This is a genomic window from Niveispirillum fermenti (assembly GCF_048066175.1).
Taxonomy (GTDB): domain Bacteria; phylum Pseudomonadota; class Alphaproteobacteria; order Azospirillales; family Azospirillaceae; genus Niveispirillum; species Niveispirillum fermenti.
The window spans coordinates 235,745-261,567 of the sequence record NZ_JBLTXA010000004.1; the positions used below are offsets into that span (position 1 = coordinate 235,745).

General features: G+C 66.1%; 24 protein-coding genes and 1 tRNA gene. 10 read left to right on the forward strand and 15 right to left on the reverse strand.

Features of this window, described 5'->3' with window-relative positions:
• Window positions 1-50: 50 nt before the first annotated feature.
• Genes minE through minC form a run of 3 tightly spaced genes read right to left on the reverse strand, consistent with a single transcriptional unit; the run spans window position 51 to window position 2,014 of the window.
• Complete coding sequence (gene minE / locus ACM9LZ_RS06195) at window positions 51-344, reverse strand: cell division topological specificity factor MinE (protein ID WP_416618478.1); 294 nt, start codon at window positions 342-344, stop codon at window positions 51-53.
• Window positions 341-1,156 (reverse strand): septum site-determining protein MinD, encoded by an 816-nt coding sequence (gene minD, locus ACM9LZ_RS06200; protein ID WP_416618479.1) that lies wholly within the window; start codon window positions 1,154-1,156, stop codon window positions 341-343. Before minD ends, minE begins: the two co-directional genes overlap by 4 nt.
• A gap of 39 nt (window positions 1,157-1,195) precedes the next feature.
• Entirely contained in the window at window positions 1,196-2,014 is an 819-nt protein-coding gene (minC, locus tag ACM9LZ_RS06205; RefSeq protein WP_416618480.1) for a septum site-determining protein MinC, read from the reverse strand.
• A 678-nt stretch (window positions 2,015-2,692) separates the two neighbouring features.
• On the opposite strand from minC, the gene ACM9LZ_RS06210 reads away from it, so the two are divergent.
• Window positions 2,693-3,430 carry a PhoH family protein gene (locus ACM9LZ_RS06210; RefSeq protein WP_416618481.1) on the forward strand — a complete coding sequence of 246 codons (738 nt, stop codon included), beginning with the start codon at window positions 2,693-2,695 and terminating at the stop codon, window positions 3,428-3,430.
• 44 nt (window positions 3,431-3,474) lie between these two features.
• Here ACM9LZ_RS06210 and ACM9LZ_RS06215 read toward each other — a convergent pair whose 3' ends face one another.
• Window positions 3,475-4,377, reverse strand: a complete 903-nt coding sequence (locus tag ACM9LZ_RS06215) for an alpha/beta fold hydrolase (RefSeq protein ID WP_416618482.1) — start codon at window positions 4,375-4,377, stop codon at window positions 3,475-3,477.
• Window positions 4,378-4,562: 185 nt separating this feature from the next.
• Here ACM9LZ_RS06215 and ACM9LZ_RS06220 point away from each other — a divergent pair, with 185 nt between their 5' ends.
• Window positions 4,563-5,045, forward strand: coding sequence for a MaoC family dehydratase (locus tag ACM9LZ_RS06220; RefSeq protein ID WP_416618483.1), 483 nt, complete (start codon window positions 4,563-4,565; stop codon window positions 5,043-5,045).
• Window positions 5,046-5,049: 4 nt separating this feature from the next.
• Here ACM9LZ_RS06220 and ACM9LZ_RS06225 read toward each other — a convergent pair whose 3' ends face one another.
• On the reverse strand, window positions 5,050-5,955 hold the full coding sequence (locus ACM9LZ_RS06225) for a LysR family transcriptional regulator (RefSeq protein WP_416618484.1): 906 nt from the start codon (window positions 5,953-5,955) through the stop codon (window positions 5,050-5,052).
• Window positions 5,956-6,054: 99 nt separating this feature from the next.
• Between ACM9LZ_RS06225 and ACM9LZ_RS06230 the strand changes: the two genes are divergently transcribed.
• Window positions 6,055-7,239, forward strand: a complete 1,185-nt coding sequence (locus tag ACM9LZ_RS06230; RefSeq protein ID WP_416618485.1) for an MFS transporter — start codon at window positions 6,055-6,057, stop codon at window positions 7,237-7,239.
• A 119-nt stretch (window positions 7,240-7,358) separates the two neighbouring features.
• Complete coding sequence (locus tag ACM9LZ_RS06235) at window positions 7,359-8,294, forward strand: bifunctional riboflavin kinase/FAD synthetase (RefSeq protein WP_416618552.1); 936 nt, start codon at window positions 7,359-7,361, stop codon at window positions 8,292-8,294.
• A gap of 43 nt (window positions 8,295-8,337) precedes the next feature.
• On the opposite strand, the gene ACM9LZ_RS06240 is transcribed toward ACM9LZ_RS06235, so the two are convergent.
• Complete coding sequence (locus ACM9LZ_RS06240) at window positions 8,338-10,176, reverse strand: ABC transporter ATP-binding protein (RefSeq protein ID WP_416618486.1); 1,839 nt, start codon at window positions 10,174-10,176, stop codon at window positions 8,338-8,340.
• A gap of 330 nt (window positions 10,177-10,506) precedes the next feature.
• Between ACM9LZ_RS06240 and ACM9LZ_RS06245 the strand changes: the two genes are divergently transcribed.
• The 3 genes from ACM9LZ_RS06245 to ACM9LZ_RS06255 all read left to right on the forward strand — a co-directional run bounded on the left by ACM9LZ_RS06245 (window position 10,507) and on the right by ACM9LZ_RS06255 (window position 13,374).
• Window positions 10,507-11,334, forward strand: coding sequence for an N-acetylmuramoyl-L-alanine amidase family protein (locus tag ACM9LZ_RS06245; RefSeq protein WP_416618487.1), 828 nt, complete (start codon window positions 10,507-10,509; stop codon window positions 11,332-11,334).
• A gap of 119 nt (window positions 11,335-11,453) precedes the next feature.
• Window positions 11,454-12,038, forward strand: coding sequence for a BON domain-containing protein (locus tag ACM9LZ_RS06250; RefSeq protein WP_416618488.1), 585 nt, complete (start codon window positions 11,454-11,456; stop codon window positions 12,036-12,038).
• Window positions 12,019-13,374, forward strand: a complete 1,356-nt coding sequence (locus tag ACM9LZ_RS06255) for a hypothetical protein (RefSeq protein ID WP_416618489.1) — start codon at window positions 12,019-12,021, stop codon at window positions 13,372-13,374. The genes ACM9LZ_RS06250 and ACM9LZ_RS06255 overlap by 20 nt, the downstream gene beginning before the upstream one ends.
• A gap of 7 nt (window positions 13,375-13,381) precedes the next feature.
• Here ACM9LZ_RS06255 and ACM9LZ_RS06260 read toward each other — a convergent pair whose 3' ends face one another.
• Together ACM9LZ_RS06260 and ACM9LZ_RS06265 are read right to left on the reverse strand one after the other, a co-directional pair.
• Complete coding sequence (locus ACM9LZ_RS06260) at window positions 13,382-13,855, reverse strand: MmcB family DNA repair protein (protein WP_416618490.1); 474 nt, start codon at window positions 13,853-13,855, stop codon at window positions 13,382-13,384.
• A gap of 216 nt (window positions 13,856-14,071) precedes the next feature.
• The gene (locus tag ACM9LZ_RS06265) at window positions 14,072-14,341 is read right to left on the reverse strand and encodes a hypothetical protein (protein ID WP_416618491.1); all 270 of its coding nucleotides are present in this window, start codon (window positions 14,339-14,341) and stop codon (window positions 14,072-14,074) included.
• Window positions 14,342-14,741: 400 nt separating this feature from the next.
• Between ACM9LZ_RS06265 and ACM9LZ_RS06270 the strand changes: the two genes are divergently transcribed.
• Window positions 14,742-16,481, forward strand: coding sequence for a tetratricopeptide repeat protein (locus ACM9LZ_RS06270; protein WP_416618492.1), 1,740 nt, complete (start codon window positions 14,742-14,744; stop codon window positions 16,479-16,481).
• A gap of 282 nt (window positions 16,482-16,763) precedes the next feature.
• Here ACM9LZ_RS06270 and ACM9LZ_RS06275 read toward each other — a convergent pair whose 3' ends face one another.
• The 4 genes from ACM9LZ_RS06275 to glmU form a co-directional block, all read right to left on the reverse strand.
• Window positions 16,764-17,939, reverse strand: coding sequence for an alpha/beta hydrolase-fold protein (locus ACM9LZ_RS06275; protein ID WP_416618493.1), 1,176 nt, complete (start codon window positions 17,937-17,939; stop codon window positions 16,764-16,766).
• A 115-nt stretch (window positions 17,940-18,054) separates the two neighbouring features.
• Entirely contained in the window at window positions 18,055-20,520 is a 2,466-nt protein-coding gene (locus ACM9LZ_RS06280) for a TonB-dependent receptor (RefSeq protein WP_416618494.1), read from the reverse strand.
• A gap of 250 nt (window positions 20,521-20,770) precedes the next feature.
• Window positions 20,771-20,998, reverse strand: coding sequence for a hypothetical protein (locus ACM9LZ_RS06285; RefSeq protein WP_416618495.1), 228 nt, complete (start codon window positions 20,996-20,998; stop codon window positions 20,771-20,773).
• A 163-nt stretch (window positions 20,999-21,161) separates the two neighbouring features.
• Window positions 21,162-22,523, reverse strand: coding sequence for a bifunctional UDP-N-acetylglucosamine diphosphorylase/glucosamine-1-phosphate N-acetyltransferase GlmU (gene glmU, locus ACM9LZ_RS06290; RefSeq protein ID WP_416618496.1), 1,362 nt, complete (start codon window positions 22,521-22,523; stop codon window positions 21,162-21,164).
• An 85-nt stretch (window positions 22,524-22,608) separates the two neighbouring features.
• Here glmU and gph point away from each other — a divergent pair, with 85 nt between their 5' ends.
• A complete protein-coding gene (gene gph, locus ACM9LZ_RS06295; RefSeq protein WP_416618497.1) occupies window positions 22,609-23,286 on the forward strand; it encodes a phosphoglycolate phosphatase in 678 nt (225 codons plus the stop codon).
• A 13-nt stretch (window positions 23,287-23,299) separates the two neighbouring features.
• Here the strand turns inward: gph and ACM9LZ_RS06300 are convergent, their stop codons facing one another.
• Window positions 23,300-24,124 (reverse strand): DUF3108 domain-containing protein, encoded by an 825-nt coding sequence (locus ACM9LZ_RS06300; RefSeq protein ID WP_416618498.1) that lies wholly within the window; start codon window positions 24,122-24,124, stop codon window positions 23,300-23,302.
• A 185-nt stretch (window positions 24,125-24,309) separates the two neighbouring features.
• Between ACM9LZ_RS06300 and ACM9LZ_RS06305 the strand changes: the two genes are divergently transcribed.
• Window positions 24,310-24,384 (forward strand) — tRNA-Val (locus tag ACM9LZ_RS06305).
• 70 nt (window positions 24,385-24,454) lie between these two features.
• Here the strand turns inward: ACM9LZ_RS06305 and ACM9LZ_RS06310 are convergent.
• Both ACM9LZ_RS06310 and ACM9LZ_RS06315 read right to left on the reverse strand, forming a co-directional pair.
• Window positions 24,455-24,994 carry a thermonuclease family protein gene (locus tag ACM9LZ_RS06310; RefSeq protein WP_416618499.1) on the reverse strand — a complete coding sequence of 180 codons (540 nt, stop codon included), beginning with the start codon at window positions 24,992-24,994 and terminating at the stop codon, window positions 24,455-24,457.
• Window positions 24,991-25,698 carry an SOS response-associated peptidase gene (locus ACM9LZ_RS06315; protein ID WP_416618500.1) on the reverse strand — a complete coding sequence of 236 codons (708 nt, stop codon included), beginning with the start codon at window positions 25,696-25,698 and terminating at the stop codon, window positions 24,991-24,993. The genes ACM9LZ_RS06310 and ACM9LZ_RS06315 overlap by 4 nt, the downstream gene beginning before the upstream one ends.
• Window positions 25,699-25,823 lie beyond the last annotated feature (125 nt).

Genomic DNA, 25,823 nt, shown 5'->3' on the forward strand with positions numbered 1-25,823 from the left:
TTGCCGCCGGGGCGGGGCAAGCGCTGTTGTCCCGTCCCCGCGCGAAGGATTCAGTTCACTGTTACCGGCTTGTCCGCAGGCTTGCGCTTGGAGGGCACGGGCAGTTCGACATTCACTTCCAGCATGGAACAGCCGCTTTCGCGTTCCAGCTTCACGGCGACCTTGTCCTCGTCCACGCTGACATACTTCTTGATGACAGCCAGCAGTTCCTGCTGCAGTGCGGGCAGGAAATCGGGGCTGTCCCGGCCGGACCGTTCGTGCGCCAGCACGATCTGCAGCCGCTCCTTGGCCTGGGCCGCCACAGTCGGCGGCTTGGACCGGCGGAAAATATCCAGCAGGCTCATGCGCTCCTCCGCAACAGGCGATCCAGGAAGCCCTTCTTTTCGGGCTTGATGAAGCGGTGTTCCAGCGTCTCGCCCAGGAAACGGCCCACGGCATCGCCATAGGCAAGGCCGGCATTGGACTTGTCGTCCAGCACGACGGGCATGCCGACATTGGACGCCTTCAGCACCGCAGGGCTTTCCGGGATGATGCCCAGAAGCGGGATGGCCAGGATTTCCAGGACATCCTCTACCTTCAGCATCTCTCCCTTCTCCACCCGCTCCGGATCATAGCGGGTGACCAGCAGATGTTCCTGCACGGGTTCCAGCCCCTGTTCGGCCCGGCGCGACTTGGCCTGGATCACGCCCAGGATACGGTCGCTGTCGCGGACCGACGAGACTTCCGGGTTGGTCACGATGATGGCATGGTCGGCCCAATAGAGCGCCATGAGCGCGCCCTTCTCGATGCCGGCCGGGCTGTCGCAGAGGATATAGTCGAATTCCTTCTTCAACTCCTCCAGGATCTTGCCCACGCCTTCCAGCGTCAGCGCATCCTTGTCGCGGGTCTGGCTGGTCGGCAGGATGTACAGGTTCTCAACCCGCTTGTCCTTGATCAACGCCTGACTCAGCCGTGCCTCGCCATTGATCACGTTGATGAAGTCGAACACCACGCGGCGTTCGCACCCCATGATCAGGTCCAGATTGCGCAAGCCCACATCGAAATCGATGATGCAGGTCTTGAAACCGCGCAGGGCAAGGCCGGTGCCGAAAGCGGCGCTCGATGTGGTCTTGCCCACGCCGCCCTTGCCGGAGGTCATCGTAATGATCTTGGCCAAGAGGCGTCTCCCAAGGTCAAAGGTTGATCAACAGGTCCCTTACGCCGCGGCCGGCGAAAGCGGGTCGATGTGCAGATAGCCATTGTTCAGGTGAATTTGGACCTGACGACGGCGGATATCCGCACCGATATCTTCGGATACGCGGTAAAGCCCGGCGATGGATACCAGTTCGGCATCCAGGCTCTGGCAGAAGATGCGGGCCGTCTGGTCGCCGCTGACCCCGGCCAGGGCACGGCCGCGCAGCGCACCATACACATGGATGGAGCCGTCGGCCAGCAGTTCGGCGCCGGGGCTGACCGCCCCGATCACGACCAGGTCCCCGCCTGCGGCATAGACCTGCCGGCCGGAGCGGACCGGCTCGGCGATCACCATCGTGCTGCGTTGCGGCGGCGCCTCGGGCATCGCGACCACGGTGGCCGGGGCCGGAGCGGCCGGGGCGACCGGCGCCTGCGGCCGGCCCTGGACATTGCCCAGGCCCTGGGCCGGGCTGCGTCCCGTGCCGGCCAGCGGATCAAAGGTTTCCACCTTGCCGCGCGGGGCGGCCAGCAGGGCCATGCCCCGTGCCAGCGCCGCATCCTGCTGTTCCTTCGTGCCGCCCTGCAGCCCCACGGCCATCAGGCCCAGGTTCCGCAGCAGCCGGCAGAAAGCCTCCATATCGAAAGGTGTGCCGGCCGGCAGGTCATCCAGATCCAGCACGACGCCGGCATGGCGGAAGAAATTGGGGGCCTGCGCGATCTTGCCCGACAGGACGGGGAAGAAGTTGGGATTGTGCGGGTCGCTGACCTTCAGCACCATCATCGTGAAGGTGCTGCCGCGCAGTTGGAAAGGCGCGTCCCTGTAAGCGACCTGCGTGCTCATATCCTGTTCCGACCCCACGATTGATCCCCGGAATTCGTTCCCGGAACGCACGATATTATGGCCGCCGCCACCGACGCGCCATCAATTGCCCAACGATCTTGCACCATGACGCCGTTCAAGCCCGAATCGCTGGGCGGCGTCAAGGCTTTCCTTTGGCACATTTTGCGACAAGGGGGCTTTGTTCCACAATATCTATTCCGGCTATGCGACCATGATTTAAACGGGCGGGCGCCGGCGCGCCCGCTGGCGCCTTTGGCGGGTTCGCGGTTGATGACCGCGTCTTCGCAGGTGCGGCGACACGGCTGGGCGGGTCGAATCGGGCGTTCGACCCGAAAGGCGTACCCCGCCAGATGTTGTATGATGATTTGGTGTCGGCCGCAAAGTCTGGTGACGCCGCGGAATCATTGCGTTAGAATCCCCCCTGTTGGCCCAGACCAGGGGACTGATTTGATCGTGACACTGGCAAACCGCCCGGCACCATCATACCGCAGCGCAACGGCGACATGCCGTGCAGCACCCTGCGCCCCGCCCCGTCCGGGGCCGACCGTCGATGGCGACACTTCTTCCAACCGCACCACTCGGCCCGAGGGTGCGGTTTTTTGTTGTCCGCGTCGCCGCCAGCCGCGTTCCCGCTTCAACAGGACATCCGTCCTTCGCAGACAGTGAGGAGATGCACATATGGCCAAGCGCCAGCCCAAGCCCGCGTCCAGCAGCGAAACCAAGGTCCACGCCCTGTTTCCCCGCCCTTCCGGGGGCTGGGACCCGCTGGGCGGCGAGGAACGGCGGGAGCAATCCTATGTCCGCACCGTGAAGCCCATGAGCCCCGGCCAGGGGCTGCTGATGCAGGCCATCAAGGACCATAATCTGACCCTGGCCCTGGGTCCGGCCGGGACGGGCAAGACCTATCTGGCCATCTCCTCCGCCGTGGCGGCCCTGGAGAAGGGGGAGGTGGACCGTATCGTGCTGTCACGCCCCGCCATCGAGGCGGGGGAAAGCATCGGCTATCTGCCCGGTGACATGAACGAGAAGATGGCCCCTTTCCTGCGCCCGCTCTATGACGCGCTGTCGGACCGGCTGGGGGCCAAGCGGTTGAAGGCGCTGATGGCCGACGGGTCGATCGAGATCGCGCCCGTGGGCTATATGCGCGGCCGCACGCTGAACAATGCCTTTGTCGTCATTGATGAGGCGCAGAACTGCACCTATGCCCAGATCAAGATGCTGCTGACCCGCCTGGGCTGGCATTCCACGATGATCCTGACGGGCGATCCCGACCAGTCCGATCTGCTGAACGGCCTGTCGGGCCTGGCGGAAATCGCCCGCCGGCTGGAGGTGGTGGAAGGCATTGCCGTGGTACGGCTGGCCGATGCCGATATCGTCCGTCATCCGCTGGTGGCCAGCATGCTGACCGTACTTTGACAGCCGCTCCCCTTCCTTCCGCCGGTCCCCACGCCGGCGGAATGTCAGGCGGGAAGAATCCGGGCCAGGAAATCATCGATGGCGGCCAGGACGCGGTTGCGGATGGGGTCTGCCTCCATCAGCAGTTCATGGCGGCCTTCGGGAAAGCTGGCCAGGGTGCAGCGGGGCAGGCGCCGGGCGGCCAGATCATGGCGATCCGTGCGCACGATGCGGTCGGCCCGGCCCGACAGCAGCAGGATGGGCAGGTCCACCTGCTCCAGCCGGTCCTGGTCGAAATAGTGCCGGATGGAGGCAAGGGCTGCGTCCAGCCAGCCCCAGCTCGCGCCGCCGAGTGCCAGTGCCGGGTCTTCCAGGCAGAACCGGTGGTTGCGGGCGAACCGGTCCGGGTCGCTGGTCAGCCGGTTGCCGGCAAAGGCCGGCGGCGGGTCGGCCGCGAAGGGCAACTGGCCCAGCGCATAACGCTGCCCATGTCCCATCCGGACGGCCAGCCGCGCCAGTTGCCGGGCCGCCCCTTCCGGCAGGGGGGCGGTATTGATGCCGAGCATGGGGGCGCTGGCAATGATCCCATGGAACGGATGGGTGCGTTCGGCCACGAACCGCAACAGGATGTGCCCGCCCATCGAATGGCCAAGTGCCAGGGCGGGGCCGGCCGTGCCATCCAGCAGCCGGGGCAGGGCGGCGGCCATATCATCCAGGAAAATGTCGAACGATTCGACATGGCCCATGCTCTGGTCGGGCAGCAGGCGTGAGGCGCCGCCCTGGCCGCGCCAGTCCATCGCCACGACATGCAGGCCGCGCCGGGTGAAATCGCCTGCCAGCTCGGCATATTTCTCCACATATTCCGCACGGCCGGGCAGGATCAGCAGGGTGGCGGCATCCGGCGGCGGTGCGGGGCTGGCCGGGTTCCAGCGCGACAGCCGCAGGAAGGCACCATCGGGCCGTTCCATGCGATGGTGCGTCCAATGCCCATCCGATATCTGCGCCCCGTCCCGCATCCCCACCATATCCGTTGCCGTTGCATCCCGTTCCGACCATCGCCGGTTTGACCGCCCGTCCCCGCCAGGCCTATATGAGCGGTGCCAAGCAACATAGGTGCCGGTGGACCGGCCGCCAAGCGGGAGAGCACCATCCGATGGATCATGTCGCACGCCGTTCCGGTCTGGACCCGGCCGATCTGACCGGCTTCTATTTCGAGGATATGTTCATCGGGATGAAAGGCGTTTACGCCCGCACCATCACCGAGACGGACATCGTGATGTTCGCGGGCATCTCCGGCGACACGAACCCCATGCACCTGAACGAGGAATATGCCAGGGCGACCCCGTTCGGCGGGCGCATCGCGCATGGCATGCTGTCGGCCTGCTTCATCACCACGGTGCTGGGCACGCGCCTGCCGGGACCGGGTTGCATCTACATGTCCCAGAACCTGCGTTTCCGCTCACCCGTGCGGATCGGGGAGACGGTGACGACCACCGTGACGGTGACGGGCCTGGTGCCGGACAAGCGGCGGGTGCTGCTGTCCACCAACTGCACGGTCGGTGACAGGATTGTGATCGATGGTGATGCCATGGTGATGGTGCCGGCCAGGGCCATCGCCAGCGAGGCGGCGGAATAGGGGCCTATCCGACGCGGACCTCCCGCGCCAGGAAATCGATCACGGCCCGGATCCGGGGCGGCATGACGGGCCCGCCCAGGAAGACGGCATGCACCATCTCCGTGTCGCCCGTATTGTATTCCTCCAGCAGGGGGACCAGCCGGCCCGACCGTACATCGGGGCCGACATGGAACATCGCGTGCCGGGCCAGCCCGTGACCCGCCAGCGCCAGATGGCGCATGCTTTCCCCGTCCCCCAGGATGGCATTGCCGCGCACGGGCACCTCCACCCGCGTGCCATCCGGCAGGCGGAAGGGCCAGGGTCCGACACTGCGCGCAAAGCCGAAGGCCATCAGGTTGTGATGCGCCAGATCGGCCGGTGTGCGCGGCGTGCCCCGGTGGGCCAGATAGTCGGGGGAGGCGACCACCACCACGCGGCCTTCCCCCAGCTTGCGTGCCATCAGGTTGGCACCCTTCAACGGGCCGATGCGGATGGCGATGTCGGCCCGTTCCTGCATCAGGTCCACCACCATGTCGGTCAGGGTGATGTCCAACTGGATTTCCGGGTACAGCGCCGACAGCCGTGGCACCAGAGGCAGCAGATGAAGCATGCCGAACGGTACCGAACTGTTGATGCGGACCGGTCCGCGCGGCATGGCCCCCGCTGACACCGACTGCTCGGCTTCCGCCATGTCGGCCAGGATGCACCGGCAACGGTCGTGGAACAGCGCGCCTTCCGGCGTCAGCCCCAATTGTCGGGTGGTGCGGTTCAGCAGCCGGGCCCCCAGCCGCGTCTCCATGCGGGCCACCAGCTTGCTGACGGCCGACGGGGTCATGTCCAGCGCGCGGGCAGCCCCGGAGAAGGTGCCCGTTTCCACGACGCGGACGAAGACCTCCATCTCCCCGGCGCGGTTGATGTCCAGTCGGGACATGTGACCTGATCTCACAAATCATGTGCCTACAGGCAATCTAGTTCACGGATGGGGCCTCGTCCATCTTCGCGGCATGTCATGTTCATTCGGGAACGGATCATGCCTATCGGATTGTTCGCCCTGACGGCCGGTGCCTTTGGTATCGGCACGACGGAATTTGTCATCATGGGCCTGCTGCTGCAGGTTGCCGCCGACCTGGACGTTTCGGTTTCCATGGCGGGGCTGCTGATCAGCGGCTATGCGCTGGGGGTTTTCGTGGGCGCGCCCGTTCTGACGCTCTCCACGGGCCGGCTGCCGCGCAAGACGCTGCTGGTGGCGCTGATGGTGGTCTTCACCATCGGCAACATCGCCTGTGCGCTGGCACCGGACTATGGCTGGCTGATGGCGGCCCGTGTCGTCACCTCGCTGGCGCATGGCACCTTCTTCGGCGTCGGCTCCATCGTGGCCACCGGGCTCGTGGCGCCCGACCGCAAGGCATCGGCCATTGCCATCATGTTCACGGGACTGACCATGGCCACGCTGCTGGGCGTGCCCTTCGGGGCCTGGCTGGGCCTGACCCATGGCTGGCGCGCCACCTTCTGGGCCGTGGCCCTGATCGGCGTCATGGCGACCCTTGTGCTGGCCCTTTTCGTGCCGGCCGACAAGGTTGCGCCGCAGCCCCTGTCCCTTCGCCGGGAATTGTCGGTCCTGGCCCGGCCGCAGGTCTGGCTGGGTCTGGCCATCACGGCGCTGGGCTTCGCCGGGGTCTTCGCCGTCTTCACCTATATCCAGCCCTTGCTGACACAGGTCACGGGCTTTTCCGATGCGGCCGTGTCGCCGATCCTGCTGGTGTTCGGTGGCGGGCTGGCGGCCGGCAACCTGCTGGGCGGGCGGCTGGCCGACCGCCGGCTGATGCCGACCCTGCTGGGCACGCTGGCGGCCCTGATGGTTGTGCTGGGCCTGATGACATTCGCTCTGCATGACCGGATCGCCACGGTCTTCTTTGTCGCCCTGTTGGGTGTGGCCGCCTTCGCCACCGTGGCGCCCATGCAGATGCGGGTGCTGGAAAAGGCCGAAGGGGCGGGGCAGGGACTGGCCAGCAGCCTGAACATCGCCGCCTTCAACCTGGGCAATGCCCTGGGTGCCTGGGTCGGCGGGGCGACCATCGACCATGGGCCGGGCCTGCCGGCCGTGACCTGGGTGGCGGCGCTGGTCACGCTGACAGGACTGGCTGTGGCACTGTGGAGCCGGGCGCTGGACCGGGGCGTGCCATCCCGCCCCGTGGTGGCGGCGCCGCTGCATTGACCGGTTCGGGGGTGGCTGGCGGTCCGGTCGACAGGGTGGGTTGCGCCCCCAGGGACTGGACCGCTGCCGCGCTTCCCGACTATATGCATGGCGGAACCTGTAACGACCCGCGCGGCGCCATGCTGATCTTCCGCCACACTACCGATCTTCCGGCCGCCGTCCGCGGCTGCGCCGTGGCGCTGGGCAATTTTGACGGCGTGCATCTGGGCCACCGCGCCGTGATCCAGACCGCGCAGGATGCCGCCCGGCAATTGGGGGTGCCGTCGGCCGTGCTGACCTTCGAGCCGCACCCCAGAAGCCTGTTCCGCCCCGACGATCCCCCCTTCCGCCTGACCCCCTGGCGCATCAAGGCGCGCCTGATCGAGGCGCTGGGGGTCGATGCACTGTTCGATGTGCATTTCGACGAGGCCTTTTCCCGACTGACCGCGGATGATTTCGTGCAGAAGGTGCTGGTGGACGGGCTGGCGGCCCGCCATGTCGTCGCCGGCTATGATTTCGTCTTCGGCCACCGGCGCGGCGGCGATATGGGTTTCCTGCGCGATGCCGGTGCGCGGCACGGCTTCGCGGTGACGGAAGTGCGGCCTGTGGCGGCACCCGATGCCACCGTCTATTCCTCCACCCGCGTGCGCCGGCACCTGGAAGCGGGGGAGGTGGCGGCGGCGACCGCCATCCTTGGCCATGACTGGGAGATCGAGGGCAGGGTCGAGCATGGCGACAAGCGGGGCCGCACCATCGGTTTCCCCACGGCCAACGTCGAACTGGGCGCTTATCTGCGGCCGCGCCTGGGCGTCTATGCCATCCTGGCCGGTATCGACGAGGGGTCGGCCACCGTCTGGCACAAGGGTGTCGCCAATATCGGCCGGCGCCCCACGGTGGGCGGCATGACCGAACGGCTTGAGGCGCACCTGTTCGATTTCAATGGCGACCTTTACGGCCGCCATCTGCGGGTGCGCCTGCGCCATTTCATCCGGCCGGAAATGAAGTTCGACAGTTTCCAGGCCCTGAAGGACCAGATCACCGCCGACAGCGACAGGGCGCGGGCGCTGCTGGGCTGACCGGCGGCGATGACGGCCAGCCCGGCCCGGCCTTGATGCCGGATCACTCCGCCGCGGCCAGGAACCCGCCGGATTGCCGGTGCCAGAGCTGGGCATAGCGGCCGCCCATGGCCAGCAACTCGCTGTGGGACCCTTCCTCCACCACCTTGCCGCCTTCCAGATAGAGGATGCGGTCCATGCCTGTGATGGTGGACAGGCGATGGGCGATGGCCAGCACCGTGCGTCCCTCCATCAGGTTCCACAACGCCTCCTGGATCAGATGCTCGGACTCGCTGTCCAGCGCGCTGGTCGCCTCGTCCAGGATCAGGATGCGGCTGTCCTTCAAAAGGGCGCGGGCGATGGCGACGCGCTGGCGCTCCCCGCCCGACAGCTTCACTCCCTGTTCGCCCACGACCGTGTCATAGCCCGTGGGACGCTTCATGATGAACTCGTCGGCATGGGCCTGTCTGGCTGCCGCCCGGACCTCCTCCAGCCCCGCATCCGGCCGGCCATAGGCGATGTTCTCTCCCACGGTGCGGTGAAAGACGCCGGGCTGCTGCGGCACCTCCGCGATGGCCTGGTTCAGGCTTTCCAGCGTCACATGGGCGATATCCTGCCCATCGATCAGCACGCGGCCATATTGCGGGTCGTACTGCCGGCGCAGCAGCTTGACCAGCGTGCTTTTTCCGGCGCCCGACCGGCCCACCAGCCCGACCTTCTCGCCCGGCCGGATGGTCAGGTTCAGCCCGTTGAACACCCGCGTGCCGTCGGCGAAGCTGAAATGCACCTCCCGCAGTTCGATCCCGCCTGCCTGCACGCGCAGGGCCGGGGCGCCCGTCGTGTCCGTGATCTCGTGCGGGGCCGACACCAGGTCCAGCGCTTCCGACAGCGTTCCCAGTTCCTCGAAGAAGGAGAGCAGGCGATCGGACAGGTGCCAGACCGTGTTGGAAATCTGGAAGGCCAGCGTGAAGACCAGGGTGAACTCACCCACGCTCATGCCGCCGGCCAGGGTGCGGGCGATGGCCACCCATACCAGAACACCCAGCAGGGCGATGATCGACAGCATCTGGAATACCCGGACGGCCACCAGGAACCAGCGCAGCCGGCGCGAGTGGAACCGCTCGTCATTCAGGTAATGGCCAAGGAAACGGCGTTCGAACGCCGTCCGGGCGAACCCCCGGATCAGGTCGGCATTGGTGATGGCATCGATGATCCGGCCGGACGAGCTGGACACCGCATCGCTCATCTTCTCCGACAGGGTGAAACAATGGCGGGCCAGCCAGGCCGACATGGCCACATAGACCACCATCCAGACGGCCAGCACGGCCGAGAACAGCGGCGAGGCCGTCCACAGCAATACCAGCGCCACAGCCAGCAGCACCAGGACGCGCACCACGTCCCATGTCAGAATCTCGATCACGCCCAGCACCGCGTTGGCGCCCTGCTTGATCTTCTGCCCCAGCTTGCCGGCGAAATTGTCCTGGAAATAACGGGGGCTGTGCCCCAGAAGCCAGGAGAACATGCGTTTTTGCGCCAGCGCCCGGATGGACGGGGATGTATAGACATCGATGATCTGGTGGACACGGTACATGCCCATGCTGCCCAGCCAGATGGCCAGCAGCAGCACAAACCAGCCGAACACGCCCAGCCCGTGGATCTGGGTGTCCCCCCCGCCCGTTTCCCCCGTCAGCGCGTCCACGACGGCCTTCAGGGCATAGGGCTCGAACGCCTCGATCCCCTGGCCGATCACGACGGCCAGCAGCAGCAGCGTCATGCGGCCGGCGAATTTTTCCCGCACCAGACCCCAGATGAAGGGGAAAGGCCTGGCCGGCAGCGGCCTGGCCGGCTCCGCATCCTCCCAGGCGAAATCCCGGTTCTGACGGTTCAGGTCATCGATACGCACCGCGCGCATCCCCGCGCGCAACATGGCGGCAAACATCTTCCACCCCGATCTCCGGCGCCTGTTTCCAACCTGCGCCGCACAATACATCCGATGTCGGAAGTGATGTAGGATGGTTAGAATTCTGTCAACGGTGAAAAATCTTGTTCCATCCATCAAATCCGCTTGGGCATATGCCGGCCATGGCCTGGGCGGAAGAGGATGCAGCGGTCCTATGCCGCATCCGCGCAACAAGGATGCAGGTTTCTGTTGCATAGCGGTGCAGGCCGGGCCAAACATGACGAGATTGACTAAAGGGGTCCGCTACCCGGACCCGATAGGTGGTCTTGGTCGATGAATCGCAGGGATCTGATCCGTTTCGCCTTGGGTGTGCCCGTTCTTGCCCCGATGGCCTCGGTCACCCTTTTGCATGCCCCCGCCATGGCCCAGGCACAGGACGGGGGCAAGCCCAAGCCGCCGGGCCGCAAGCCGCGCCCGCCGCGCCTTGTCATGATCGATCCCGGCCATGGCGGCCGCGATCCCGGCGCCATCGGCGCCCGCGGCACCTATGAGAAGAACGTCGTCCTGGACATTGCCAAGGAAATGGCCCGCATCGCCTCGCGGACCACGGGGTGGCAGGTGGAACTGACGCGCGACGGCGACAGTTTCATCGACCTGAAGGAACGGGTGCGCATCGCGCAGAAGGCCCGCGCCGACCTTTTCATCTCCGTCCACGCCGACAGTGCCCCGAACAAGGGCGCGCGTGGCCTGTCCGCCTATACGTTGTCGGAAAAGGCGAGCGATGATTTCGCAGCCGCCATCGCCCGGCAGGAGAATATCGCCGGCGGCGGGCTGGGCGTGGATGTCTCCGGTCTGGACGAGAATGTGGCCGCCATCCTGGTTGATCTGGCGGCCCGCCATACGGTGACGGCGGCGCTGCACGCCAAACAATCGATCATCCAGGGGGCGGGGAAGGATGTCCGGCTGCTGGAAAACCCGATGCGATCGGCGAATTTCGCCGTGCTGAAGGCGCCCGATATCCCCTCGCTGCTGATCGAGACCGGCTTCCTCTCCAATCCGCAGGACGAGGCGCTGCTGCGCGACGCGGCGGCCCGACGGCGCATCGCCGGCATCCTGGCCCGTGAACTTTCAGCGGTAATGGGTGCCGCTCCCTTCGCCTGAGGCGCGCAAGACGGACCCCGCCGGGACAGAACAGCATTCCCCGGCCCGGTTCTTACCACATTTCGTCTTTAAATTCGGGCCTTCCGATAGAGCAGGAACGGCCGCGGGAGGCATGAGCGATGGGGAACATGCGCCTTATGGCGCCCAAGGGCGTGGGGATTCTGATGGCCGCGGCGCTGGCGCTGACCGCGGGATGCGCCACAACCGGCGGCAGCGCCGGTGCCGGCGACGCGCCGCCGGCCGCCGATGCGGCTCCCCGCAAGGTGAGTGACCGGGATCTGAAGGCCGCCATCGAGAAGCTGTGGGATTCGGCCGACGATCTGGATTCGCGCGTCCGGGTGGAGGTGCGCGACGGCCGGGCGCTACTGACCGGCCGCGCGGCCAATGCCGACGAGCGTTTGCTGGCCGTGCGTCTTGCCTGGCAGGTGGATGGCGTGGCCGAAGTGATCAATGAGATCGGCATCGGCGATGAAAGCAGCCTGTCCGACAAGGCCACCGACGCCTGGATCACGGCACAGTTGCGCACCAGGCTGATGACCGACGCGGAGATCAGTTCGCGCAACTATACGATTGAAACCGTGAACCAGACGATCTACCTGATGGGTCGGGGACGATCCTCGGTGGAATTGGAGCGGGTACGCAACCATGCGCGGAACATCGCGCGGGTCCGGCAGGTGGTCAGTCATGTCCAAGTCCCATACTGAAACCGGTTTGAGTTGGGCCGGTTTCTGCCTGACGGCGGCATTGTCCGTCATGCTGTTACTGGTGCCGGCCACCGCCTGGGCGCAATCGGTCGATCAGAATGCGCAGGCCAACCGCCAGTTCGTGGAGGCGATGCAGGCCATCCGCCAGGCCGACCAGGCCTATGACGAGGCGGAGCAGGCCCGTCTTCTCCAGCAGGCCGACACGCTGCTGTCCGATATCATCGCGCGCCTGCCGGAAAGCACGCTCGCCGTGCAACTGATGACCAACCAGTTCATCGGCGATTTCGATTATGTAGAGTTCAAGAACAGGTTGCGGGGGCTGGCCTGCGTCGACCCGAAATCCAATGCCTGCCTGCTGCATCGGATCGAGGCGCTGGTGACGCCGCTTGAACAGCCGATCGTGGCCCCGCGCTGGGACTGGCTGTCACTCGCCGTCGCCCATTACCATATCGGCAGCAAGGAACGGGTGCGCCCCATCGTGGCGCCCTTTCTGCAGGCGGTCCGCACGGGCAGTGCCAAGAGCGATATCAGCCAGGATCTTTTCGTCAGCCGCACCCTGGCCCTGACGGGCGAGGTGGATCGGGCGCTGGCCGTCACACGCCAGTTCAATGATTGTTCGACCCGTGTCTATAACCTGGCGGACATTGTGGAGGCGCTGGTCTGGCAGGGGGACATGCCGCGGGCGGTCCAGATTGCCGAGGAAGTGACGGAATTCGCCCGTACCCAGGGCTGCGCGTGGGAACTGGGCCTGGTGGCGCAATCGCTGCTGCATGTCGGGCTGGAAGCGCGGGCCCGGACCCTGTTCCTGAACACCGTGGAGGAGCAGTTCAGCCGCTTCAAGGAACAGCGCGGCAATTGCTGTCCGCCGGAACTGGCTGTGGCTGCGGGCGACCTGGGCGACACCAATCTGGCGCTGGGACTGCTGCGCACCGTGCAGGATGAAAGCCCCTGGACCATCCCCGTCGTGCTGGGCAAGCTGGAACAACGGGGCGAGAAGGTGCTGACCCTGACCTATGCAGACCAGCTTCAGGACACCGATCTACGGGCGGAAACCTATGTGCAACTGATCGGCGGCGCGCTGCGGGCCAGGGACCGGTCGCAGGCCGACCTGTTATCCGCGCGGCTGGACAAGACCGTCACCGACACGCGCACGCCCATGGCCCTGGTCCAGCGCGCGCGTGCCGACAAGCTGCTGTTTCAGGACAATCGCTGGCGCGGCACGTTTCAGTCGGCCCTGTCGGAGGCGGAACGGGGAACGGGCCAGCGGCGCGACATGGCGGTGCCCCTGCTGGCGGCCCTGGTTCAGATCGAGACCGGGCTGCCCATGCTGGAATAGGCGCGCCTCACCAGCCCAGGCCCGGATCCTCCACCCTGTGCAGGCGGGCCATCGCGACCTGGGCGACGCGCAATGTCAGGGCCTTGCGCCGCGCACCGGCCAGCCGGGCCAGGGGCGCCGGGCGCAGCACCTCCGCCCCGAAGGCATCGGCCACGATCAGGCCGCAGCCGGCCGGAATCAGCTCCTGCGGGAAGTGCGGATCGACCGCGAAATAGAAGCGGTCGCAGAATTCAAGGTATTCCGGCCATTTCTGGTCGGTCCTGAAATCCACGACGCTGCTTTTCACTTCCACGATGGACACCTCGCCGTCATCGGCCAGGGCCAGGATGTCGGCGCGTCGGCCATTGGCCAGGGGGAATTCGACAAGCCCGCGGATGCCGCGCTCGGCCAGCATGCGCCGCACGCCGCGCGTGATGGCGGCGGCAGGGTCGGACGCGGGACGCGGCAAGGCCACGCCGGGCAGGAGGGCAGGCCCACCCATGCCATCTGGTGCCGCGCCGTCCGGCACTGGCGCAGGTGGCCGTGCTATCACGGCTTGGCCGGCGGGAACATCCGCAGGTTCATCGGCAGGGCCATCCCCGATACAGCATGGGGCGAATGTGTTGTTCATGGGTACGTATCATGAACAAATCCATCCGCGCCGGCAAGCCCTGTCGGGGCCGGTCACTGGTTTCGCGGCGGCTGGTCCGGTTGCCGATCAGCAGCGCAGGCTGAGCACCGACTGCCCGCCCACCGAAGAGGCGCGGACAACAGGCGCCAAACCGGCCATCAGAAGCCGGTTGCGCACACCTTCCACCGTCTCTGTCGGACGGGTGAGGGTGATGCGCGTGCCACGATGTCCCAGCTTTTGGCTGCGGGCCACGGCGGTCAGTATCTGGTCGGTCAATACCTCCACACTGTCGAACGCGGCATCATTGGCCGGGGGCAGTGTGGCGATGCTGGACGGGTCATACGTTGTGGTGGGCATCACGGCAGCCACCATGCCGTCGGCCGGATTAAGGGCTCCGGTCGCCACTGCGGGATACATGCAAGGTCCCTGGGTTCGATGCGGCCGACGACTTCGCCGTCAGCAGGCCCTTTATTACGCCTGAAATTGTTAAAAATCAGGCAATGGATTGCTGCTGATTTGCGCAGCCGGCCCGCAAATTATGCATGCATGTGCCGCCACCGCAGGCTGTGGAGCGCAACCGGCACAGGCTTGGGATGTATCACAGGACGGGTCCAGGGTTTCTGCGGTTTCCAGTCCCGGGGCTGTGACCTTATTCCATCCTTTTGCGACGGTGGTGGTATTGATTCGGCGTGCTATTGAATAGTGCGGCTGTTGATGATTACCTTTGTCCCGTGACCGGGCATGGAAGGATGGCGGCGTGGTAGCTTGGTGGATGCGGTCGCGTCAGGCGGCCCTGAATGGTGTGTTGCTGGCCCTGGCCCTTGCCGCCTCGCCAGCGTTGGCTCAATCACAGAATGATGGTTCCCCGGCCGGCAGCGCCGTTGCCCGATACCTGGCAGGCCGCATCGCGCAGAATGCGGGCGACTGGGACGTCGCGTCGGCCAACCTTGCCGTGGCACTGCGGCAGGACCCGGAAAATGTGTCGCTGCTGCGCCGCACCTTCCTGCTTTCCCTGGGCGAGGGCAAACAGACGGAATCCGTGGCGTTGGGCCGGCGGTTGGCCGAAACGGGCCAGGGCAGCTTCGTCGCCCATGCGCTGCTGGTGGCCGACGCCCTGCGCAACGGCCGCACGGACGAGGCGCAGGCGCACATGGACCGGTTGCCGGCCGATGGCATGGCGCCCTATATCAGCCCGCTCCTGTCGGCCTGGATCGCCGTGGAGGGAAAGCGCTTCGACGATGCCGTCAAGGCGCTGGAGCCATTGGCCAGCCACCAGGGCTTCGATGGCATCCGTGCCCTTCAGCTTGCCCTGATAGAGGATCTCCGTGGCGACAATGAGGCAGCGTTCCGCCATTACGCGGAGGCGGCCAAGCATGGCGGTGCGCTGCGCGTCACCCTGCTGATCGGCAATTTCCAGGAACGGGCGGGCGCCATCCAGGCTGCCCGGACCCTTTACCAATCCTATCTGGCTGCCAATCCCGGCTCCATGATGGTGGAGGATGCGCTGGCCCGGCTGGAGGAAAAGCCGGGGCGTGAGATCAAGGCGCCGGCACGGCTGGTCGGCGATGCCCGGCAGGGGCTGAGCGAGGCGCTGTTCGGTCTGGCCGCCGCATTGCAGCAGGAGGGCGCGCTGGAGATGGCGCTGCTTTATGGCCGTGTCGCCCTGCACCTGGATGGCGGGCAACCGTTGGCGCGCCTGCTGGTCGGCGATCTGCTGAACAGCCGCAACCGGGAGGAAACGGCGCTTGAGGAATATCAGGCCGTCAAGGCCGGGCAGGGGGCCGCCGCCCACTGGATGGCCCGCATGCGCCAGGCGGAGGTCCTGACCAGACTGGACCGGCCGGCGGATGCGGTGGCTTTGCTGGAACGGCTGGCGGCGGAGCGGCCGGACCGTACCGACGCCCTGCTGCGGCAGGGCGACATCCACCGTATCGCCAAGCGTGGCGATGCCGCGCTGGCCGCCTATGACAGGGCGCTGGCGCGCGTGAAGACGCCGGGTCCTGCGGATTGGCCGCTGGTCTATGCCCGCGCCATGGTGCTGGATGCGCAGGGCGACTGGCCCGCGGCGGAAAAGGGCCTGCGCCATGCGCTGGAACTGCGCCCGGACCAGCCCAGCGTGCTGAACTATCTCGGCTATTCCTACATAGACCGGGAAGAACGGCTGGAGGAAGGCAAGGCCCTGATCGAGAAGGCGTTGAGCCTTCGCCCACAGGACGGCTTCATCACCGACAGCCTGGGCTGGGCCTTGTTCCGGATGGGCCGTGTGGAGGAGGCGGTCGAACTGCTGGAAAAGGCGGTCGAACTGGAGCCGGGCGATCCGGAGATCAACGACCATCTGGGCGATGCCTATTGGGCCGTCGGCCGTCTGGACGAGGCCCGGTTCCAATGGACCCGCGCTGCACATCAGGCGGATAGCGATGGTTTGCGCCGATCCGCCCAGTCCAAGCTGCGCAACGGGCTGGTCAATACCGTGAAGGCCGACAATACCGGCCCCTAGAGCGGTTTTCCTTTGACTGGAAAACCGTTTCGGCGGTCGCCGCCGGACCAGCTTGCGATGAGTTCTAATCATCGCAAGCTGGTACAAGTCACATCGGGGGAATCCGTGACACGGGTCCCGCTTGTGGCGGGCCCGCGCCGGAAAGGAAGAGGCGCTGTGCTGGCAACGCGGGAGGGGGCTCCCCCTCTCCCTCCCCGGCACGGGGGCCACCCGGTCCCGCCTTTCCAGCCATGGGGCGGGGGAGGGACCGGATCAGGAGCCCGCCATTGCGGCGGCTCCGGATCAGCGGAACAGCAGCGGCAGGAACTTTCCGAGATAGTCGCGCCAGTTGGTCCAGGTATGGCCGCCGTCCGTCTCCTCATAGGTGTATTTGATCCCGCTATCGTCCATGACCCGGCGCAGCGGCGGGACCATGTTGATGACGAAATCCTCCTTGCCGACGGCTAGATAGACGGGGCCCCCGGCCTTGGCCCGTGCCTTCAGGGCGTCGGCATTAGTATCCCGGTATTTCTGTTCCTGCTCGCCGAACAGGCCGATGCTGAAGATGCCGATGGCGCCGAACAGGTCGGGGCGGGGCAGGCCGAACTGGATCGTATGCGCGCCGCCCATCGACAGGCCGGCCATGGCCCGTTTTCCGGGACCGGCCTGGGTGCGGAAATGCTTGTCGATATAGGGGATCAGGTCCTTGTGCAGGTCGGTCCCGAAATCGGTATTCTCCATTCCCGCCACGCCGTCGCGTTCCGGCGTGTGGCCGTGCGGCATGACCACGATCATCGGCTTGATCCTGCCGGCCGCGATCAGATTGTCCAGAATGGCGTTGGCATTGCCCTTCTGCACCCAGGCATCGTCGGCATCGCTGTACCCATGGACCAGGTACAGCACGGGGTACCGTTCCTTGCCCCCCGCCTCGTAGCCTGGTGGGGTATAGACATGGGCGCGGCGCGTGATGCCCAGGCTGGCCGACGGGTATTCCAGAATCGAAACAAGGCCGTGCGGCACCTGGGCATTGTAGAACTGGTCGGCGATGGCCGGGCCCCGGATTTCGAAGATGGATTGCGGCCCCCCGAACCCTTCGGAGAAGCGTTTGGCCTGCGGATCGGGGATGCGCAGGCCGTCCGCTCGGAAGGCATAGGTGTAGATGCCGGGGTCGACGGCGGCCGTCGTCGTCGCCTGCCAGTAGCCCTTGTCGTCCAGGCTCATGGGCAGGCCGGGCGGTGTCCCGTCCAGCCCGTTGGGCACGCCGTTCACCTCGCCGGCCATGACCCGCGCCTCGCGCACGGTCTTGGCACACAGCCGGAAGGTCACGCGGCCATCGGGCTGCGGCTCAACGGACGGATAGAACAAGGGGGGCTGCATAAAGCTCCGCTCCTCGCAGGCAGGCAGGTCCGCGGCAGCGGCGGCCTGCACACCCAGCAGCAGAGGCAGGGTGGCAAGAAGGGGAAGGAAAAGCTGGCGCATGGTCGCTCCTGATTGGCGTTGGCGCTGTCCTGGGGGCTGCGCCACCGGCGGGGCAAGGGCCGGGCGGCACCATGCCCATGGGGACAAGGCTGTCCCCATGGGCATGGTTTCACGGTCAGAACTTGTACTTGGCCTGGATGCCCAGGGTGCGGCCGTCGCGCAGGCCGACATTCACCGTGGAATAGGTGAAGGACGGTGCCGGCGTGAACAGGATGTTGTTATTGACGGTCGTATAGCGGCGGCTGTCGAACAGGTTGTTGGCGAACACATCGAACGACACTGCCCCGATGGTGGCACCGGCACGGGCGTTGAAGATGTGTGTCTCACGGGTCTTCAGCACATTGGCCACGTCCGCCCAGACGCCGGACTTGTAGTTATAGTCGATGCGGGCAAACCAGCTTGCATCCTGCCGGAAGGCGAAATCGCCATTGAACATCACGCCGCCGGCGGCCGAGTATTTGGAGGTGGCCGGCAGCTCATTGCCCGAGAAATCCGTGCTGCCGACCAGGAAAGTGACCAGCGGGGCGCTGTAATCCTTGATCTTGCTGTCATTCAGCGCACCGGCCGCCGTCAGCGTGATCATGCTGGTCAGGCGGAAGCTGCTGTCGAATTCCAGGCCCTTCATGTCCGTATTGCCGCTATTGACGGTGCCGAACAGGCTGCCGAAACCGCCGGTTTCCGTGACATAGGTCTGCAGCAACTGGTTCAACTGGTCGCGCCACTGCGAATAGTAGGCGGCAACGCTGTAGCGCAGGCGATTGTCGACCGCGGTACCTTTCAGGCCCAGTTCATAGGTCGTGACCTTCTCCGGCTTCACGAACAGTTCGATACCCAGGCTCTTGGCGATGGTTGCCGCCTGTCCGGTATAGGTGACGACGCCGGAATTCAGCGACGCCGGGTTCACGCCCCTGGCCACCGACGCATAGGTCATCACGTCGTCGGTCCATTCGTACTGGGCGATCAGGCGGGGCAGGAAATTCTTGTATGTCTGTTCGGCCAGCTTCGATCCGGCGGCATAGGTGCCGGCCGGCACGAAGGTGCTGTCGGTCACCACCACATCGGCCAGCGGCGAGATGTAGGCATACAGCTTGTCGATCTGATAGCGGCCCTCGACGCTGGCGGTCAGCTTGTCGGTGATGTCGTAGGTGACGCCGAAGAAGCCGCCATAGGTCTTGGATTCCGTCTTGCCCGACGGTGTGACCTGCTGGGTCTGGATCATGTTGTCCAGCGTGTCCACCGTGCGGCGGCCATTCGCACTCAGGTAGGACAGGCCGGCCACGAAGCGCAGCGCTTCGCCATCATCATAACTGGTGCGGATTTCCTGGGAGAAATCCTTGGAAATATTCTCCACCAGATAGGCGGAACTGAAATAGCTGCGCAGGCCGCTGCCCGGTGTGTAGTTGGGATTGGGGATGCCGGTGCTGTCGTAATTGCCGATATCGGACAGCGAGGCCCATTCCTCGTGATTATAGCCGGTCAGCGAACTGATCATGAAATTGCTGTCGGGGATTTCATAGTCGATGACCAGATGGGCATGCCGGTAGTCACGCACCAGACCATAAGTGTCAACGCTGTCATCGGGGTCGATCAGACGGTTCGTCGTCGTGGCCAGCGCATTGGTCACGAAGCTGTCGACATCGTAATTGCCGGCGGGCGTGGTGGCGGGCAATGACGGCACCTTGCCGCACATGAACGGGTTGAAGCCCCCCAGGACACAATTCGCCTGACCCGGTACGACGACGCGACCGGTGCTGTCGGTCACGGCGGTGGCACTGATCAGGCCCAGGGCGGCAGGGCCATCCTTGTCACGGGACAGCAGGCCGAAGGCCTTGATGGTCAGGTTGTCGCTGGGCGTGGCGACCAGCAACAGGTTGGCGTTGCGCGATGACTGATCTCCCAGCGTCTGGGACCGGTCAGCATAATTCTTGTACGTGCCGTCCTTGGTGTTGTAGTCGCCGGCAATGCGGAAGGCCAGCTTGTCCTCCACCAGCGGGCCTTCCAGCTCGCCCTGGATGCGGCGGTTCGCGTGGGTGCCGATCATGCCCGTCACGCTGCCGCTGAAATCATTGCCCGGCTGCTTGTTCACCACATTCAGCGCGCCGGCGAAGGTATTCCGGCCGAAATAGGCTGATTGCGGGCCGCGCAGCAGCTCGATCCGCTCGGGGCTGGACACGCTCATCACCGCGGTGGGCGAGGAAACGGGAACGCCGTCGATGAAGGTCGCCACCGGCGTGCTGTCGGTGGTGGCGGGCGTGAAGCCACGCAGGATCAACTGTTGGAAAGACCGGTCGCCACGGCCGGAGAAGTTGTTATTGATGTTGAAGCCGGGTGTCTGTTCGGAAAGGTTCTGGACCGACGCGATACCCCGCTGTTCAATCTCCTCTGCCGTCACGGCGGTGACGGAAACCGGCGTCTTCATGATGTTTTCGGCTCGTTTACGGGCCGTGACGATGATTTCCGTCAGTTCGTAGGTCTGCTCGGTTTGATCCGGCACTGTATTCGTTTGGGCCATGGTCGGCCCCGTCATGCCCAGCGCCAAAGTCGAGGCGCCGATCAGCATGTGGAATCTGCTCTTTCTCATCTGTCCCCCAGATTTTATGTGGAAATGCGTCCCGAGATTTTTGTTCTTTATTGTCCATGCGCAGAACCGCACCGCGGACACCTGTTGAGGCACCCACGCCTGTCGCATGCGATCTGCCTTGGTCGGCCTATGGCAATGTTGTCATAGGCCTTATCGATTGATGTGTTTTGGGGGGAAACAGTTCAAGCCGAACGCGGCCGGTATCCGCCACGCGGTCAGGGGGCGGGCCGTCGGGAGTATGGTGATGGCGTCAGCGGCGGGCTTCGGGCTGCCGCTCATCCTGTGCCGCGGCCCGCTGGGCATCGGCGGGAAGCCGGGCCGTATAGTAATAGCCCGACTGCATCCTCTCCCGTTCGGCATGGGCCTGGATACGGTCCAGCACGGGAAGCGACCAGGCGGCGGCCAGCAGGCCGGCCCACAGGATGACCGTCAGCAAGCGGTCCTTGACCGCATATGCCTTGTCCATGATCCGGGACATTGCCACCTCCCCCGCTTGCCCTGTTCAGGATAGGAAGATTGTAGCGTGCAATGATTGTCGCCCTCTTAACGGCGATGTGCCGGTCGGGGGGCGAGTTTGTGACGGGATCGGGGCATTGGGATAGAAAGGCCCCCGGTGACCGACCCGGTCACCGGGAATATTGTCACTCCTTGCGGGCCAGCTTGGCTTTCAAGGCCAGCTTGGCGGCGCGGAAACGGGGGGCCCAGCCGGGCTTTTCCTGCTGGGGCGCGCGGCTGATGGCCAGGGCACCGGCCGGCACTTCCCGTGTGATGACGCTGCCGGCCGCGGTGAAGGCCCCGTCACCGATGCTGACGGGGGCAACCAGCGTGGAATGGGTGCCGATGAAAGCCCCGTCCCCGATGCGGGTCCGGTGCTTCAGCACCCCGTCATAATTGCAGGTGATGGTGCCGGCACCGATGTTGGAACCACCGCCCACGTCGCTGTCACCCAGATAGGTCAGGTGGTTGGCCTTGGCGCCTGGCCCCAGGTTGGTATTCTTCAGTTCCACGAAATTGCCGACATGGGCCCCTTCGCCCACGTCGCTGCCGGGCCGCAGCCGGGCATAGGGGCCGATGATGGCGCCCTTTCGCACCACCACGCCTTCCAGATGGCTGAAGGGCTTGATCTCCACCCCGTCGGCCACGGTCACGCCGGGGCCGAACACGACATGCTGGCCAATGGTCACATCACGGCCCAGCACCGTGTCGGCTGCGAAATAGACTGTGTCGGGATCCAGCAGCGTGGCTCCATTGTCCATGGCGGCCCGGCGCAGGCGGGCCTGGAAGATTTTCTCGATCCCCGCGAGTTCGGCCCGGCTGTTGACGCCGGCCGTATCCTCCACAGGGCCTTCCACGACGGCGCAGGCATGGCCGCGGGCGCGGGCCACGGCGACGGCATCGGTCAGGTAATATTCCCCCTTGGCATTGTCATTGCCGATACCGGCCAGCAGGCCGGCCATGCGGGCACCGTCAAAGGCCATGAAGCCGGCATTGCACAGGGTTACGGCGCGTTCGTCGGCCGTGGCGTCCAGGAATTCCACGATCCGTTCCAGCCCGCCACCGGCGCCCAGGATCAGGCGGCCATAGGCGCCGGGATCGGCTGGCCGCATGCCCAGGACGACCACGGCCGGGTCCGCCGGTCCGCGCCGCGCCGCGACCATGGCGGAAAGGGTGGCCGGGGTGATCAGCGGCGAATCGCCGTACAGCACCAGCACATCGCCCGTGAAGCCGGCCAGTTCGCCCATGGCGGCCATGACGGCATCGCCCGTGCCCTGCTGCCGTTCCTGCACGACGGTCGGGTGCGGGGCGACGGCTGCCGCCACATCATCCATGCCCGGCCCGACGACGATGACCATGCGCTCCGGCGACAGGCTTTGCGCGGCGGCCATCACATGGGCGACCATCGGTCGACCGCCCAGCGGGTGCAGCACCTTGGGCAGGGCTGATTTCATGCGTGTACCCTTGCCGGCGGCAAGGATGATGCAGGCAAGCGGACGTGCGGTCATGGGTGGCGGGCCGGTCGGCTGGTTGGCTATTCTGGCCGGTGTAGCACATGGCCCCCCGGCCAGGCCAAGCGGAACGGCAAGAAAGATGAACGTGACCATGCGGTTTCCCGCCCTGATCTTCGATTTCGACGGCACCCTGATCGACAGCGCCCCCGATATCGCCCTGGCCCTTAACCGGCTGCTGGCCGGGCAGGGCCGCCCGGAATTGCCGCTGGCCGCGGTCAAGGCCATGATCGGCGATGGCGCCGCCCGCCTGGTCGACCAGGCGTTCACGGCGACGGGCCCGTCCCTGCCGGCTGAGGCGTTGCCTTCCATGACGGAACGGTACCTGGCCCTTTATGGTGCCCTGCCGGCTGATCCCGCCTGCCTTTACCCGGGGGTGACGGAGACCCTGGCGGCATTGCGGCATGCCGGCCACCGGCTGGGCCTGTGTACCAACAAGCCGGCCGGCATCAGCCGGGACCTGCTGGCCGAACTGGGGCTGGCCGCCTTGTTCGATGCCGTGGCCGGTGGCGACACGGTCGCCCAGCGCAAGCCGCACCCGGCCCCGCTCCGCTGGGTCATGGACCGGCTGGGTGTCGGGCCGGACGGGGCCGTCATGGTGGGGGACAATGCCAATGATGTGGCCGCGGCGCGCGGCGCGGGCGTTCCGGTGGTAGCCGTGTCCTACGGCTATCCGCGCATGTCCGTGGCCGATCTGGGTGCCGATGCCGTCATCGACCGTTTCGCGGACCTGCCGGCCGCTCTGGCCCGTCTGGCCTGATGGGGGAAGCGGTTCAGCCCGGCTGGCGTACCGATGACAGGTGCAGCTTCACGGCCCCCAGATTGCTGTCGGCCTCCAGCCGGACGGGTACGGGAGGGCCCCCTTCCACGGCGGGGGCGATGAAAAGCGTCACGGGCGTGTCACGCCGGTTGTCCCCGCCGCGCTCCCGGCGGGGCCGGTTCTCCTTCCAGCGGCCGGCCAGCGGTTCGTAACGGGCGGTGCATTCCGTGGCCGGCCCGGCATAGACGGACAGGCTGCTGGCTTCCAGCACCGTCTGCCCGCGTGTGGCGAAGATCAGGTTGTAGCGCTGACGCCCGTCATAGACGGGGACGGTCAAATCACAGTCGCCCGTCCGTGCCACCCGGTCCAGCACGGCCACGATGGCGCTGACGGGGTCCACCGTCCCTTGCCGCAAGGCGGCGGGCACCGGCTCCCGGTCCTTCTCCGGCGCCGGATCGGCCAATGTCAGGGTGGGGGTGCCGTCCGGGGTATAGTCCATCGTGGTCAGCCTCGGCTCGTCCCGCCAGCTGCCATGTGCCGTGAACTGGTGGGGGCGGGGCAGGGGGGCCGCCAGGTCGCCGCGGGCCCGAACATCGGTCTTCCATCTGGCGATGCGCCCCAGGATACCCTCCGTCTGCATCGACAGGCCGGCATGGTAGCCGTCATCATCCATGTCCATGTGTGCGCTGGCATCCAGCACATGCAATCCCCCGACATGCACGGAATAGACGAGCATCAGGCCGCCGGGTTCGGCCACCTCCTGCGCGGTCGCGCCGCTGGTCAGCATCAACAGGGCGGCGGCGGCCAGTGCGGGGCGGGCGGCGGCGGGGGTCGGCATATCGGTTCGGCCTTCCAATGATGGGGGCGGCGATGGTTTCAAGATGGATCACGGCAGGGCCGGCTGCAAGGTGCCGCGGCCGGGTTCCCGCGGGCGGGCGGTGAAGAAAATCGGCACCGGCCCGAATTTTCCCTTTGACAGGTCCGGTACACCCCCTTTATAAGCCCGCTCCACCGACGACGGATGGGCGCGTAGCTCAGCGGGAGAGCATCGCCTTCACACGGCGGGGGTCGCAGGTTCAATCCCTGCCGCGCCCACCATCCTCTCGGTTCCTGAAAAGCCGCTGGCCCCCGTGCCCGCGGCTTTTTCGCTTTTCGGGCTTTCCCGTCTTCATGGCTGGGGGGCGGGCCGGCGCATCTGCTGCAACTGTTCGGCGGTTTGCCGCGACCGCCACAGCCAGGGCGGCTCCACCCGTCCGGCCCACAGGCCCCGCCGGTAGGAGATGGCCCGCGCCTCCACCGAGATATAGGCTGGTGACAGGGCGCGATAAGCCAGGGCATAGCCGCGCTGGACCATGGCGAAGGCCAGGTCGTCCCCGTTCTCTGCCCGGCAGATGGCGAATTTGGGTCCCGTATGCGGTGACTTGCCATGGGGCGTGCATTCGATCTCCCGGTCGTTGATCAGGCGGCGCAGCACCTCCTTCGACAGGGAGAAGCAATCATATTCCCGGCCCTTCACATTGACGCAGGTCTGGCCCTTGTCCGGTGCGTCGATGCCGTACAGCCTGAATTCCTGGCCCTTGACACTGACCAGATCGCCTTCCAGCGCCGTGCCGATGCCCCGCGTCGGGGCATCGGCCTTGTCCTGTGCCGCTGCGGGCAGCATGGCCAGCAGCAGGGCGGCCAGCAGGGTTCCTGCGGCCGCCCTCACAGCAGGACCCCGCCCGCAGCGGCCGGGCGTTGCACCGGTTCCAGCAGTTCCGGACCGTCATTGCGCACGGCATTGACCAGCGGTGTGGCGGGCCGCAGCAGCAGGCTGCCATTGGCCGGGGTCCGCATCAGGCCGTGGCGGGATATCTCCGGCGTGGCCGGGTCCAGCCAGCGGTGAATGGCCTGCTCGTCGGCCAGCACCACCGGCGTGCGTTCATGCACGCGCGCCATTTCATCGTTGGCGGCGGTCGTCAGGATGCAGCAGGTGAAAAGCGGTGCCTCCCCGCCGCGCCAGATGTCCCACAATGCCGCGAAGGCCATGGGTCGGCCATCGGCACGGGATACGAACCAGGGCTGTTTGCGATCGCCCTGCTGGGGCCATTCATAGAAGCCGTCGGCGGGGATCACGGCGCGGCGGTGCCGCCAGGCCTCGCGGAAGGACGGCTTCTCGGCCGCCGTCTCGCTGCGCGCATTGATCATGCGGGCGGCCCCCGTGGCATCATCGGCCCAGCCTGGCACTAGGCCCCAGCGCATCGCGGTGGCCGATCGCACCCCCGCCCGGTCCAGTCCGATCACCCCGATTTCCGCCGTGGGAGCGATGTTATAGCGGGGAGCCAGCAGTCGGGCCGGCAGGTCGGCACGCAGCCGCGCATCGAATGCCTGGGCCAGATCCTTCAGGTTCTTCTGCACGAAACGCCCGCACATGCCACCGCTCCCAACCTCGCTTCAGAGGCAGTTTACAGCAAGCGGCCGGACGCGGCAGGCGTTTCCATGCAAAAACGTGTGAGAAATGTCACAGGCAGGGAAATGGAACCGGCTGTAGACTCCAT